The organism is Nostoc sp. NMS2, from assembly GCF_017115105.1.
Classification (GTDB): domain Bacteria; phylum Cyanobacteriota; class Cyanobacteriia; order Cyanobacteriales; family Nostocaceae; genus Nostoc.
On sequence record NZ_JABXKH010000088.1, the window covers coordinates 1 to 13,678 of the forward strand.

The window sequence follows — 13,678 nt, forward strand, 5'->3', positions numbered from 1 at the left end:
CGTGGAAGAAATTCCGCCGAAATCTTTTCCGCCTTCAAAAGCGCGTGTACAAAGCTGTTCAAGTTGGAGACAAGCGGAAAGCTCGGTTACTCCAAAAGCTTATTCTAAAATCAACCTCTGCTCGATTTCTTGCAATAAGACAAGTATCTCAGCTAAACGCTGGTAAAAAGACGGCTGGTATTGATGGTAAGAAATCCCTCTCATTTGAAGAACGCTGTTAGGAACGAAGTATAAAGGTGAACTTTTTTTGACTTTTATACGTAAGCTGGGAGTGATGCTAATAAACAAAGCATTAATAGTCCCTGAAAAAGTTCGTTTTTTGTCCCTTTCAAACCAAATTTTTCAGCATAAATGCTTATTGACATAGGAAGTTTGAGCTTAACTTGACACCTATGGCGCTCTGCCCACGATGCACAACGGCATATTTTCAACAACCTACACTCAAACAGCAACGGAATAGAAAAAAGAGTGATAGAACTCGACATCGAGAAGTGCGTGCGCCGTGACAGTTAACGCGGTATCCCCAATCAAATTGGGAGAGATTAAGAAGAACATCTCTAAGTCAACCAACTTACCTAGAGTCGAAAGACAAAAGGAACAACCGGATGTTGGTAAAGCCGGAAATAGAGAGAAGGCGTTAAAAAACTAGAGTCCGGCAAGACTTGTGTGACAGGGTGAAGGTTAAACTACCTGAAGCCTAATTCTGACGGTATATTCGATTGCCTATTCCTACAACGCCTAACAGGAATAATCGTTTGTGTGTAGTTTTAAACATTTGAACCACACAACTTCTTCAAACGGAGTCAGCCAGCGATGAGATGGCTTAACGAATGAATGGGACACCTAAATCACACTACTACGTATCGAGTTAATAAAGCGCGGGATGACCTACGGGGGGCGACCCCTATGGTTACAGAGTTCTCATAGTAGTCCGAGAGCGGGAAAGCCGCTCACATGGCAAAGGAGAACAGGTATTCTTCACACTTGTATCGGGAGGTACGCGAGATGCGAAACGCCGAAACGGTTTTAAGTGTAATTCGAGACAGAGGGAATCGTGGTTTACCTCTGGATGATGTCTACAGGCAACTTTTCAATCCTAAATGGTTTATTGAAGGAGATATCCGTGGTTGTTTTGACAATATAGATCAGAAAATCTTAATGTCAATTCTCCGTGAGAAAATCCAAGATAATCGATTTTTGAGATTGATTGAAACCTTATTAACGGCAGGTTACTGTGAGCAATGGAGATACCATTCTACACTGAGTGGAACGCCACAAGGGTCGATTGTATCACCCATACTCGCAAATATTTACCTTGATAAGCTAGATAATTTTGTCGAACAGACAGTCATTCCAGAATATACACGAGGTAAATGTCGGGCAGAAAATCGAGAGTATTCAAGGCTCGTAAAACTTGCTTGGTATTACAGGAAAAATGGACAATTCGATAAAGCGCGTCAACTGGAGATTAAATACCAGAAAATGCCCTCTAAAGATGTCCGTGACCCAGGATACAGAAGGCTAAATTACGTCCGCTATGCTGATGATTTTCTACTTGGTTTCATTGGTTCACTTCAAGAAGCAAAAGAAATTAAGGAAAAACTAAAGACATTCCTAGCCGACAATCTTCAGTTAGAAATGTCAGCAGAAAAGACCTTAATTACTAATGCCAGAAATGAAGCAGCGAACTTCTTAGGTTACGAAATCTTAGTTCAATATTCCGACAATAAGCATACCAATGGTAAACGCTCACTTAATGGAATCACTGCACTAAGAATCCCTGCAAGTTTTGTAGAAGGAAAATGCGCTCTTTATATGAGGAATGGCAAACCCATTCATCGTCCTGAGCTAATAAATGACGATGATTTTACTATCATTAACATTTACCAATCAGAACTCAGAGGCTACGTACAATTCTACAGCCTTGCTCAAAACATTGCATGGCTCCGTAAACTCCAATGGATTATGTGGAGTTCGTTAATGAAAACCCTTGCCTGTAAACACAAAACTAGCGTAGCCAAAATCTGCGCCAAGTACCAGAAGACGGTAAAACTTCCACAAGGAAGGAGAAAATGTGTTGAAATAACCGTCCCAGTAGAAGGTAAGAAACCCTTGGTAACTCGTTTCGGGGGCATACAATTAAAACGCAACCTAAAAGCAACCATAGAAGATTTGCCACGAGTGCGAAAACCCGCGTTCAGAAATGAACTGATTAAACGGCTTCTTGCTTCGGAATGTGAGATTTGCGGGGCAACAGGTGATATTGAAGTTCACCATATTCATGCCCTTAAAGACCTCAAAATCAAAGGCAAGAAAGAAAAACCGCAATGGATGCAAATTATGTCCGCACGTAGAAGGAAAACTCTCATGGTTTGCCCTCAATGCCATGATGCAATACACGCTGGTAAACCAATATCTCAACGAGTATCGAGATAACAGAGTACTGGAGAGCCGTGTACCTGGAAACTCGTAAGCACGGTTCGGAGGGGGCTAGTTAGAAAAAGAGCCAAGGCTTGGAAACCTCGCTAGCTAGCTACCCACTTTCGACAAGATTGACCACAAATTTTTGATGCAATCTGTCCAACTACCAAAGGCAGCAAAACAAGGAGTCTTTCGGGCAATAAAAGCCGGAGTTAGGGGAGAATTCCCTTCGTCAGAATCTGGTACGCCCCAAGGGGGAGTTATTAGCCCATTACTAGCAAATCTAGTCCTTCACGGATTAGAAAATGTAGGTCATGAGGTCAGATTAAAAATCAGAAATAGCGGAAGATATATAGACACTATTAATGGATTTCGTTATGCGGATGACGTTGTGTTTATTCTGAAACCAGGAGATGACTCCAAACTCCTCCGAGAATACATTGATAACTTCTTGGAAACAAGAGGATTAAAAGTCAAAGAAGCCAAAACCAAAGTTGCACATAGTACAGATGGTTTCGACTTCCTTGGGTGGAACTTCGCAGTTAAACCCAATGGTAAATTCATTTCAACACCAAGTCAAAAAGCTACAGATAGCATTAAGACAAAAGTTAAAGAAGTGATGAAAGATAGTCGTTTCACTCTAGAGCATCGCATCAACAAATGTGGTTCGATGATAAGAGGGTGGAGAAATTACCACAGATTCTGCGATATGAGTCAACATGACCTATGGGCACTGCGCTACTGGTTATGGAAATTCATTCGGAAACAAGGAAGATACAACCGTTATGAAACCAATAAGGTTATAAAAAGAGCAATTCCTTCGGTCAGTTGGTCAGCTTGCAAGTTTGTCATTGTCAAAGGAGATAAATCACCCTATGATGGCGACTTTGTTTATTGGTCTAAACGCGAGAATGCTAACTACGATGGTATAACGGCACGACTTCTCAAGAAACAGAATTACAAATGTACAGACTGTAATCTATCGTTCATTTCAGGTGATATTGCGGAATTACACCACATTGACGGCAACCATGATAATTGGAAACCGTTAAATTTGGAAGTCCTGCACCGAGAATGTCACCAGCATCAGACCATTCATGGTCGGGTGAGAGTCCGAACAGCGGGATAGACCCGACTTATTAGGTGTCAGACTAGGAGCCGGATGCAGTCAAAGCTGCACGTCCGCGTTCTGAAGGAGAGGTGTCTCCTGGTAACAGGAGCATCGACTCTAATTAACTGAGAGGTGCGGGGAATAATATCCCCCATCGACTCAACCATCACAGTAGGCTATGATGCAGGCAAAAAAATTAAGGGACGCAAAAGATTTATGACGGTGGATACCTTGGGGTTAGTCTTGCGGGTATTGGTAACATCTGCCAGTGTGGGTGAGCGAGAAGGGGGAAAAAAAGTTCTCAACCGAGTGAAACAGTTTCCACAGCAGGCATCTCGTTTAACAACTATCTGGGTAGATGGGGGTTTTGACGGTGAGCTTTTCATGCAATGGGTCATGGATTTTTTGCGTTGGATTGTGCAGGTAGTTCTGCGATCGGAACAAACCAAGGGCTTTGTCTTACTCAAAAAACGTTGAGTAGTGGAGCGCACTTACGGTTGGTTGATGGGCTGTCGGCGATTAGTCAGCAGACGTTGAGTTATTGCCCGAAACATCTGAGACTTTTATCTACCTTGCCATGATCCGTATTATGGTGAGGCGACTGGCTTAATTTTTGACCCCCTAAAACTTTTCAAACACCCTCTAAATAGATTGATCGTCGAACAAGATTTCTGGGACACAATGGAAACGAGCAAATGTCCCTCAAGTCATTGCTCATAGCTCTGCTTACCTCAACCACTCATACACAGCAAAAGCACCCATAGATACCTGAAGATATTGTAGAGTTTAGCCCCCTTAATTAATTGCATTGGTATAGGTACAGGAATAACAGCTTCTGGGGGGAAGGCATAAAATTCCCCATCGTGGATAAAATAGTCTGTCCAACCGTTGTTCTCACACCATGTTTGAATTTGCTTCTCAATTAATCTAATCATTGTAATTATTTGGTTAGCTGACGGGGCAGGGCAAACGCATTATGTCAACAAGACTCTTTGATTATCAATAAGCTAAAATTAGTCGCATTAATTGCTGCTTATTGACAAAGATTTTGGCGTAGGCGTAGCTCGTCGTAGACATCGCTTTGGTCTTGGAAAACAAATCAAACGAGAAATGCTGATTTTCTCGTTGGTTTTTAAGATTGGTCGTGATTGCGTTTGCCCTGCTTTAGTTTTGGAAACATCAAACAGCAACCCTAAAATCTCAAAAATTGGTTTTTGTCTCAGGTAAACTAGACATAAGCATATTCCTTCTTTGGGTGACATCTCTGGTTTACGCCCGCCTCCAGAAGCGATAATCCGAATTTTCTTTTTTTCAATTTCTGCCTGTTTTTTTATATGCCTTTGCTCTGCCAATGCAACCAATGTTAAAAACTGGTCATATAGCGTTTCTCAGTCTAGTGAAGTACAGTAACAACAGTGGGTAAACCAATTATAAATATCATTTAAAGAGACTTTGTTAAAAGCAGTTTCAATCGCCTTTGCTAAATCTGGATAACTTCTAGCACCAATAGAACGTAGTATGTTCTTAACCTTTGACCAACAATTTTCAATTGGTGAAAAATCAGGAGAATATGGTGGTAAATAAATCAACTTAGCTCCAGCAGCCTTAATTAATTCCTCAATCTCTCCACCTTTATGAATTGAGCAATTATCCCTGATTACATAATCACCTTCCTCAAGTTTCGGAACTAATTTTTGAGAAATATAAGCCTCAAATGTCAGACCATCAGTTGCACCTAAAATGCTGTATTGGCTAATCACGCCCTTGAGACCAATTGCACCAATTATTGAGACATTTTTACTACGTTTTTGAGGTCGAGAACTGTGCGCTCTTTTACCTTTTTGGGCGCGAGCAGAGTGTCTTATCAAAGATATATTAGCTCCTGCTTCGTCAAGGAATATAAGCTTCTCAGTCGGTATTCCCGGAATTTGTAGCCAGAACTGTATTCTTAATAATTGAACTCTTTCAGTCTCTTTTTCTGAGGCATATAATGTTTTTTTTTAAGCTGATTTCCATTTTTTGTAACATTCTATCTACTGTAGAAATACCAATCGTGATTCCCGCTTTTTCTTGAAGTTGCTCACGAATTTCTTTCAAGGTGGCATCATTGTGAGCTTCTACTATTTCAAAAAGAACATTAAGTTGTTGTTCGTTTAGCTTCGGTGGAGTTTGTTTCGTCCTAATTTTAGGCGCGATACTTCCTGTTTCTCTATATTGTTTAAGTAATTTCTCAATAAAACCTAAAGTTACACAAAATCTTTTTGCTAACTGACGTTGTGATATTCCACCTGTCTTATATGTATCAAGTATTTTTCGACGTAAGTCGAGGGAATATGCTTTCATTTTTACCCTGAAGAGGATGCACAGCTTTATTTGATTAAGTGTACTTCATTAGACCGGGAAACGCTATAACTAATTCCAATTAGGCGTTTAGCTTCATGAGGATGCGATTCAATTCTTGCCAAAAGACTTGTCATATTCTTTCCACATAATTTCTACTTCAGCTTTTTATTATCTCATGTTATTTATATTAAGGATAAGTCTTTTCAAATTCAATTGGAACTGGTAAAGCATTCGCCAGAGCTTCTAAACTGACTTTTTTAATCGATTGCAGCACATTAATCAAAATTTGCAGTAAGAGATATTCTGCAAGACTCAGTTGACTTTTGAGATGTGTTTGGTAAAATTTAGGTAATATTATCAATAAATAGGTCTTCTTGACAAAACTATACCTATCCTTTTCTACCAATGTATTGACCGTGAATACTGACCATATAAGGAACAAAATAAGTCAAACTTCCAGAAATCCAACGCTCAGATGTCATGTGACCAGTCAAAAGTGCCCAACCATGATTGATTGTGAACAGGAGAGATCCTATAAATAGCGCTACTTTAAAAGCAGTTGGCATTAATTGACGATCAAATAAGCTCGATATGTATTGTCTTAGAATGTTCCTATGCATCATTCTGTAACTTTCCTTGAAGTAGTAATTAGCAGCACTGGAAGATATTCACAATAATGTTGTTGTATTGTGAATAACTCATTAAACTTTTCTAAGTATAGGAGCATTTAAATAAGCTTGAGGATTTTCAGGATCAAATTCCAAACCATTAAAAAACTTCTCTACACCTCGTGATGTACTTGGTGGAATCGCTTTCTCCTGACCGATCAATTTTGCGGCTTCTCGCCACAAATCTTCCCGATTTACAGCCTCAATTAAAGGTTTAGTCTGAAATTCTGGGGAACGATACCCCCATCGCATATCTTCAATCAAAAACCACAGATCATGGCTTTTGTAAGGGTAGGAAGCATTTTCGCGCCAAAACTTAATCGCATGAGGACTATTTTCCACGACGCGGCCGTTTCCATAATCAAATTTGCCTAGTAAGCGATCGCGAAGTAAATCACTTTTGACTCCCATCCACTGGCGCTGTGAGAGAATCTGAAACATTTCCTCCTTATTTTCAGGGCGATCGCACCACATCTGAGCTTCTAAGACAGCAGCCAGCATTGCCTTAGCCGCCTTGGGATGCTTATCCACCCAATCACCACGCATGGAGAAGGCTTTTTCAGGGTGATTGTTCCACAACTCCCCGCTAGTCACAGTCGAGTAACCAAGCTTTTGTTTAATCAAACGATGATGCCAAGGATCGACCACACAAAAACCATCCATCGTCCCACCGCGCATATTAGCTACCATTTGCGGCGGTGGGACAACAGTCAGCGATACGTCCTTTTCTGGATCGATACCACCGTAAGCTAGCCACCAGCGCATGAAAAAATCTCCTGTTACCCGTCGATAGGGAATAGCAAAGCGGGAGATTTCTCCAGTCAACGCTTTGTTAGCCAAAGCTGATTTGAGAGCAAAGCTGTCCAAACCAAGGTTTAACTTTTTATAGACATTGGCAAGTGAAATCCCTTGTCCATTCACATTCATCCGAGCCAGGATGTACATCGGGATTTTACGACCATAGGTAATCTCTCCCGTAGCCATCAGGTATGTCATGGGAAAGAGTAAATGGGCACCATCCAAGCCACCATTGGCGGAACCTAACATTAGTTTGTCACGGATAACAGCCCAAGAAGGCTGCTTATTTACCTGGACATCAGGCATACCATACTTAGCAAAAAAGCCTTTAGCTTTGGCGATGATTAAAGGAGAGCAGCTACTCACAGCAACGAAGCCCAATGTAGCGGTTTTAACCTCGGGAGTATCACTAGCACTAGCATACACACCTGAACTCAACTGGTTAAGAGTGGAGCCAGAAGTGGCACGATGGGTGATGGTTTGAGTCAGTAGTGCTGCTGCACCTGTCGTTGCTAAAAATTTGCGTCTGGAAAGCTTTGTCATATTGATATCTCTTGAAAGATATATACTTTGGTGGGTTCTTTTTGAGCGTTATCTTAGAGCAAATGCGATCGCACGGCTCACTGCTATGCATCTATAGCGCCCTTATGAATGTCTACACTAAAAACTGAGCCAAGGTTATGTAACAGGTCTAAACTGCAACTTGGCTTTCTATATATTTAACTTGCTGCTGTCTGTACAGAAATTGCATCATTTCATGCCGGAGTGCATGATATTTAGTGCTATCCATAATCTCCGTCGGAAACCGAGGATATACAAAAGGCACTTCCAAAACTTGATCGATGGTTGCACCAGGGCCGTTTTTTAACATCACCACGCGATTAGAGAGCAATAGTGCCTCATCTACATCATGAGTAACCATCATTGCAGTGATATCGTTTGTATTACAAATATGCATCAACTCAGTTTGTAGGGAACTACGAGTTAGAGCATCTAAAGCTCCAAACGGTTCATCCAAAAGTAGTAGCTTGGGCTTAATCGCTAAGGCTCGTGCCAGGGCCACTCGTTGCTTCATTCCCCCAGATAGTTGTGTTGGTTTTTTGCGAATGGCATCTTTCAACCCCACCATTTCTAGAGAATGAGCAATTAGCTGATGGCGTTCTTTCTTGGATTTATAGTGCATTACCTTATTAACAGCTAAAGCAACATTTTCCCAAGCGGTTAACCAAGGTAAGAGGGAATAGTTCTGAAACACCATCATCCGATCAGAACCAGGTCTGCGTACTAATTGACCATCAACTTGCACATAGCCTTGTGTTGCTTTTTCTAATCCAGCCACAATATTCAGTAAAGTAGACTTACCACAACCAGAATGACCGATGAGAGAAACAAAATCTCCTGGCATGATTTTCAGATTGATGTCTTGGAGGACAATATTTTTGCTACCATCCGACAGTTTAAATTCCTTTTCGATCCCTTGAATTTCAACAAAACTAGACATATTTATATTCCTCTTATGTGCTCAAGCTTGGAAGTTTTTTCTGCAAGTAGGTTATTCTTGTGGAGTTATTTTGAAGGATATATAAGCCATTATTTTGTCTAAAATTAGACCAACCCCACCCAAGTAAATAATTGCTAAGATGATTTCACTAATGTTTGAGTTGTTGTATGCATCTATGATAAAAAAGCCAATTCCGTCGTAAGAAAGCAACATCTCTGCTGCAACAACGGCTAACCAAGATAGACCGAGTGCAATCCTTAATCCTGTAAAAATGTAGGGAAGTGTAGCAGGTAGTAGGATTTTAAAAAAGTTCTCAAAAATTGTGAGTCCTAAAATCTTGGAGACGTTGCTGTAATCTCTAGGAATCAGCTGCACACCCAAAGCAGTATTCAGGATAATCGGCCAAATTGCCGTGATAAAGATGACAAAGATGGCAGAGGGATCGGGTTTGAGGAAAATAGCCTGAGCCAGAGGTAGCCAAGCAAGAGGGGCAACCGGACGCAATAGCTGAATGATCGGGTCGATCGCTTCTCTGCTAAATTTGTTCAGACTAATGATAAAACCAACAGAAATGCCTACTATTATAGCTAATGAGTAACCAAAAGCCACTCTTTCAATGCTAGCAAGAATCAGCCAGAAGAAGCCTTTATTATTGCCTCCCTTATTGAAAAAGGGGTCTCTAATCAAGTCCCAGTTCTCAGTTATCACCTTCAAAGGAGAAGGCAGCGATGTTCCAGCATTTAAGCTGAGTAGATGCCATCCAATTAACAGAATTGTAATCCCAAAAACAGGTGGAAAAATGTGCTTAACCTGCTTGTGGAAAATCAAATTTTTAGTGTTGATAAACATTTGGGGTAATCCTCTCACCTAAAAGTGATTGCATATTGAGCTACTTTGAACGCAAGCAGAGAGAAAAGCGATCGCTCTCACCTTCAACCTAAACTGAAGACTAAAATCATTATTCAGCTAGCTTTTGGCTGTTGCGATCGCTTAAATATCAGTGGGTAGACAGCTTCAAGTAAAAAAGCAGGGGAGCTTTCACTCACGAGGGTTGATGTTTGTAACTTTTTCTGCCCTCTGCCTTTTTTAAAATCAAAAGAAGTGACTTCGATCTATCTTTTACCATGCTTCACTTTAGAACTTTTCGACAATTTCCTTTCTAAGACTGTTGACAAATGCCAGTACTTCTGATGTTTCTTTTAATTTAACATTGTGTTTATTCAGGGCTAGCACTATAGCATTCACAAAAGCATTAAATTCATTGTTCGTGATCCCTCCATGCATTCCACTATGAACAACCTTCATAGTCTGTCCTGTATAAATACAAGGGCCACCCGTCACTTGACAGAATTGATTTACCACTCCCTGACGGAACTTCTGTCTTGAGTCGGTACTCAAGTGAGACCAATATTGATTGATTGCTGGGTCTTGCAATGCGAATTGTGTCATATCGTCAACGATAGTAGCGATCGCGTTGTAGCCTCCTAATCTCCTGTAGAGATACCTTGTTTCTGAACTTTGTGGATCATACTCAGCTATAGTGACTTTTGCTGCTGATAGTTGTGCTGGTGGTGCTGTCGTGGGACGAGCCAAACTAGGACTTAATCTGAAAATAGTCAGAACCATAACTGTGATACAAACAAATATTAACCAGAAAGCCTTTGTAAATACACTTTGTATTTTCATTGTGAAAACTCCTCTCTTTAAGTTGGATGGTGAATGAGTTTTGTGACTTTATATCCTCTGGCTAAAAATGTTAATTCATTAGATTTTAATTGATGGAGCAAATTGTATTTTGTGAAAAAAGTTGCATATTCACAATCGGACTTTGTCCCGCTTCGCTAACGCCCGCAAGTGGCGCGAAAAAAAAGCGATCGCCACAGCCAAAAACTAGCTGAATATGCGTTAAAGGTGAGAGCGATCGCTTAAATATCAGTGGATAGACGGCTTCAAATCAAAAGAATAAGTTATGCAATGCCTACAGCAGCTTCTTGAAAACGCTGATCGAGCATTTGCGAGACTTTCAAAATAAATCCGTTGTCGAATTGAGATAACATCGACGATGGTTTGTCGTAAGCGATATGAGTCTTACCGTCATAATCTTCATACACCAGCAATCTTGGTGGAACGTAAAGACCAACCGCAGGATTTTGTTCAATCATCTGGTTTGCTATTAGTGGGTTGCCAATTAGGTAGAGTTTGACATTCTTGGGTTTACCCATGAGGGATAAAAGCGCACCCAAATCAAACATGCCCATTTTCATGAAACCACTTTGACCTAACATTGATTCAACGACATTTTTAACCTGCTCAAAGGGAGCTTTTGCCGCAACAAGTTCTTCAAAGACGCTGTACTTCCCGTCACCAACTACAGACTCGATCGCATCGATCACTTCTTGAAATGGCTTGTCTGAGGAGACAATCACGCGTGTAACTGTATAATTAATAGTCTGCACACGCTCATCTGAAATTTTTACATCAGCAGTTGTCATACATTTCTCCTGAATTTTCTTAGTAGAGAATTTTGAATTAATCGGCGTTGCATACTTGCAGTGAAAAACTTATCTTTGCCCTTTCATCTAAAAGCGGACATTTTTGTATTTTTTCGTTGCGTCTATACTCCTCCAGTTAAAAGCGAATACAAATTTTGCCGAAGTGTGTGCCACTTGCTTTCTATACCAAGGCTTCGCATATTTCCTCAAAAGCCAAGATTTGTCCACTATCGGTCACATTTTATGCCAGGCGATGCCAACTCTTGGAGACGCTACGCATAGCTTGCTTCCCCGTAGGAGTACGGCGGGCTTTGCCTACGCTCTTTTTAGCGTTAATTATTCCGAGCGACTGTAATCTCACTTGTATCAACCCAATTCTGTAGCCTTGATTGATACCGATAACTCTTGAACTCTTCGCGTCTATTAGCAACGATACTATTTGAGGGCTGACCAATTAGCTTCAGTTTGTGCATTAATTCTGCGATCGCCATTACTACCCCTGTCAACAGCAGACGTACAATTTGGAAAATGTTGCGGGGTCTTAGCAAGCCTATTAGACCAAATCCCTTCCATTGCAACATGATAAACCAAATTACTATATAAAAACAGTAGGCTCTGAGTCCTGCAAAAACATTAAGTTTCCCAGGCTCTAATTTCGCATTTTCCAGAAAATTATCAAAGAATTTATCTGGATGATAACCCCTGATTAACTGATCGGCTCGCAGCTGATCCATAAATCCGATGTTTGTCCTGCGTTCAGCCAAATAACTCAGCTGTTTGAAAGTATCTACCCAAAAACTACTATTAATTTTGAAAAATATCAGAGCCAGACGAGAAAACAGTAAGTCTAAGTGCCACTTACCAACATATATTGGTAGTAATGTGTTAAACCACACCATATAGTTCCCATAGAGCCGCCAACTCATGATACTGGCGTTACCAACTTGCTTTTCCTGACTGCTAACAGCAAGGTTCAGAAAGCGAGCAAGGGCAAGATTAAAACGATGGTAAGCCTCGCGTTTCTTTTCAGCATCTTTTTCATTTCCCAGCTTGGCACGAATAATCTCAGTTACAGACTCAATCGCTATGCAAGACATTGTTGTTCCAGTGCTGTAGAGCGCGTCAAAGTTGCTGGCTGCATCTCCTATGACATACCAATTGTCAGCAGAAAACAGCTTTTTACTTGTATGAGCGATCTTAGGCCAGTAATTAAATTCAACATGCTCACCACTCTTGAGGAGTTGGTAAAGTATATTATGGTTGGCTTTGAGGAAGGCATAAAACTTTTCTTTCGTGTTGACCAATTCAGATGGAATAACGTCTGGATGATGAATCAGTCCAACTGATAACTCTTTTGTTTGGGTGTCAACGGGAATCATCCATAACCAGTGACCTTTTCCCATCCAATGATTGGTAGCATAGTAACGACTTTCCAAGGACTCTGTGGAATACACACTGTTGTCAAAAATAGTGCGGTCTACATTCTTGACTAACACCCACCCCGAACTTGGTTTAATATTAACAGGTAGCTCTTTCGGATTCAATAAGAGGTTATCAGTTTTACGCCCAATGATAAACTTGCGACCTGCTGCATCAATTAAGTGTTTTGATTTTAACTGTATATAATCATTGTGGAGTTTAACCTCAACAGTATTGAGTTCATCTCCTGGAGTTAAGTCTACATCAACAACACGACCATTATAGAAATGCGCTCCCATCTGCTTGTTCATCTCTAGCACATCTAGATCAAACTTCAAGCGATTCAAATGAAAAGATGGAATTGTTAGTTGTCGGTTAACCCAGATGTTGTAATAGTCATCCAATGATTCTGTTTTTTCTACATCTTTTGGCCAATGCCAGTTAAGGCCTGCTTTATGGGTATGCTGTTCCAGTAGATAATCATGGAGACCTAACTCGCTAAAGAGAAACATAGACGCCGCTTCCAAGGTTGATTCACCTGGTCTGTGGTCTAGTTTAGATGGATTTTCGGAACGTGGATCAACTATGGCAATTAGGATATTGGGGATTTTGAGCAATAAATGACGAGCTTGGCAGACACCTGCATACCCTGCTCCCATAATTACGACATCGTATTCAAGTGTTTGGTCAATAGTTTTCATTGGTGTTGTCTTGCTAGCTCAAAAGTTGAGAATTCTTAAATCAAAAATCTAATTACAGATGAGATATGCTCGATAGTTCCGCCATAGAGACTCAACTGGTGTTGCGCCAATATTCGATAGTTTTTCCGAAAGTAAGTCTGTACTCTCTGCCGCATTAGCAACTAATTCCGGTTCTTGTCAGCTTTTGGTGATGATGAAAGGTTACGCGCTTTAAGGCAGAAGGC

Annotated in this window: 12 protein-coding genes and 3 pseudogenes; 4 read left to right on the plus strand and 11 right to left on the minus strand. The window is 40.7% G+C overall.

Annotated features, from left to right (window positions below; translation table 11 throughout):
- The 4 genes and pseudogenes from HWQ36_RS16360 to HWQ36_RS16375 all read left to right on the plus strand — a co-directional run.
- Nucleotides 1-215, plus strand: a pseudogene (locus HWQ36_RS16360) (reverse transcriptase N-terminal domain-containing protein); the annotation flags it as partial.
- A gap of 790 nt (nt 216-1,005) precedes the next feature.
- A complete protein-coding gene (locus tag HWQ36_RS16365) occupies nt 1,006-2,436 on the plus strand; it encodes a reverse transcriptase domain-containing protein (protein WP_292704719.1) in 1,431 nt (476 codons plus the stop codon).
- 115 nt (nt 2,437-2,551) lie between these two features.
- Nucleotides 2,552-3,550 (plus strand): reverse transcriptase domain-containing protein, encoded by a 999-nt coding sequence (locus HWQ36_RS16370; RefSeq protein WP_292704739.1) that lies wholly within the window; start codon nt 2,552-2,554, stop codon nt 3,548-3,550.
- Nucleotides 3,551-3,703: 153 nt separating this feature from the next.
- Nucleotides 3,704-4,142, plus strand: a pseudogene (locus tag HWQ36_RS16375) (transposase); the annotation flags it as partial.
- A gap of 121 nt (nt 4,143-4,263) precedes the next feature.
- Here HWQ36_RS16375 and HWQ36_RS16380 read toward each other — a convergent pair.
- The 11 genes and pseudogenes from HWQ36_RS16380 to HWQ36_RS16430 all read right to left on the minus strand — a co-directional run bounded on the left by HWQ36_RS16380 (nt 4,264) and on the right by HWQ36_RS16430 (nt 13,454).
- Nucleotides 4,264-4,467: a hypothetical protein gene (locus HWQ36_RS16380; protein ID WP_292704721.1), complete on the minus strand. Its 204-nt coding sequence runs from the start codon at nt 4,465-4,467 to the stop codon at nt 4,264-4,266.
- A gap of 87 nt (nt 4,468-4,554) precedes the next feature.
- Nucleotides 4,555-4,893 (minus strand): transposase family protein, encoded by a 339-nt coding sequence (locus HWQ36_RS16385; protein ID WP_292704723.1) that lies wholly within the window; start codon nt 4,891-4,893, stop codon nt 4,555-4,557.
- 27 nt (nt 4,894-4,920) lie between these two features.
- Nucleotides 4,921-5,875, minus strand: a protein-coding gene (locus tag HWQ36_RS16390; RefSeq protein ID WP_292704725.1) for an IS630 family transposase whose coding sequence is annotated in 2 segments (ribosomal slippage) — nt 4,921-5,533 and nt 5,532-5,875 — 957 coding nt in all. Because the reading frame shifts where the segments join, the coding sequence is not laid out codon by codon here.
- 202 nt (nt 5,876-6,077) lie between these two features.
- A pseudogene (locus HWQ36_RS16395) lies at nt 6,078-6,230 on the minus strand (IS4 family transposase); the annotation flags it as partial.
- A gap of 34 nt (nt 6,231-6,264) precedes the next feature.
- Nucleotides 6,265-6,498 (minus strand): nitrate/nitrite transporter NrtS, encoded by a 234-nt coding sequence (gene nrtS, locus HWQ36_RS16400; protein ID WP_366829142.1) that lies wholly within the window; start codon nt 6,496-6,498, stop codon nt 6,265-6,267.
- Between the two features lie 78 nt (nt 6,499-6,576).
- A complete protein-coding gene (locus tag HWQ36_RS16405; protein ID WP_292704727.1) occupies nt 6,577-7,884 on the minus strand; it encodes a CmpA/NrtA family ABC transporter substrate-binding protein in 1,308 nt (435 codons plus the stop codon).
- 148 nt (nt 7,885-8,032) lie between these two features.
- Nucleotides 8,033-8,842, minus strand: a complete 810-nt coding sequence (locus tag HWQ36_RS16410) for a nitrate ABC transporter ATP-binding protein (RefSeq protein ID WP_292704729.1) — start codon at nt 8,840-8,842, stop codon at nt 8,033-8,035.
- A gap of 51 nt (nt 8,843-8,893) precedes the next feature.
- Nucleotides 8,894-9,691 carry a nitrate ABC transporter permease gene (ntrB, locus tag HWQ36_RS16415; protein ID WP_292704731.1) on the minus strand — a complete coding sequence of 266 codons (798 nt, stop codon included), beginning with the start codon at nt 9,689-9,691 and terminating at the stop codon, nt 8,894-8,896.
- A 285-nt stretch (nt 9,692-9,976) separates the two neighbouring features.
- Nucleotides 9,977-10,528, minus strand: a complete 552-nt coding sequence (locus HWQ36_RS16420) for a group 1 truncated hemoglobin (RefSeq protein ID WP_292704733.1) — start codon at nt 10,526-10,528, stop codon at nt 9,977-9,979.
- Between the two features lie 281 nt (nt 10,529-10,809).
- Nucleotides 10,810-11,334, minus strand: coding sequence for a DUF302 domain-containing protein (locus HWQ36_RS16425; protein ID WP_292704735.1), 525 nt, complete (start codon nt 11,332-11,334; stop codon nt 10,810-10,812).
- A 332-nt stretch (nt 11,335-11,666) separates the two neighbouring features.
- Complete coding sequence (locus HWQ36_RS16430; RefSeq protein ID WP_292704737.1) at nt 11,667-13,454, minus strand: NAD(P)/FAD-dependent oxidoreductase; 1,788 nt, start codon at nt 13,452-13,454, stop codon at nt 11,667-11,669.
- Nucleotides 13,455-13,678: the final 224 nt, after the last annotated feature.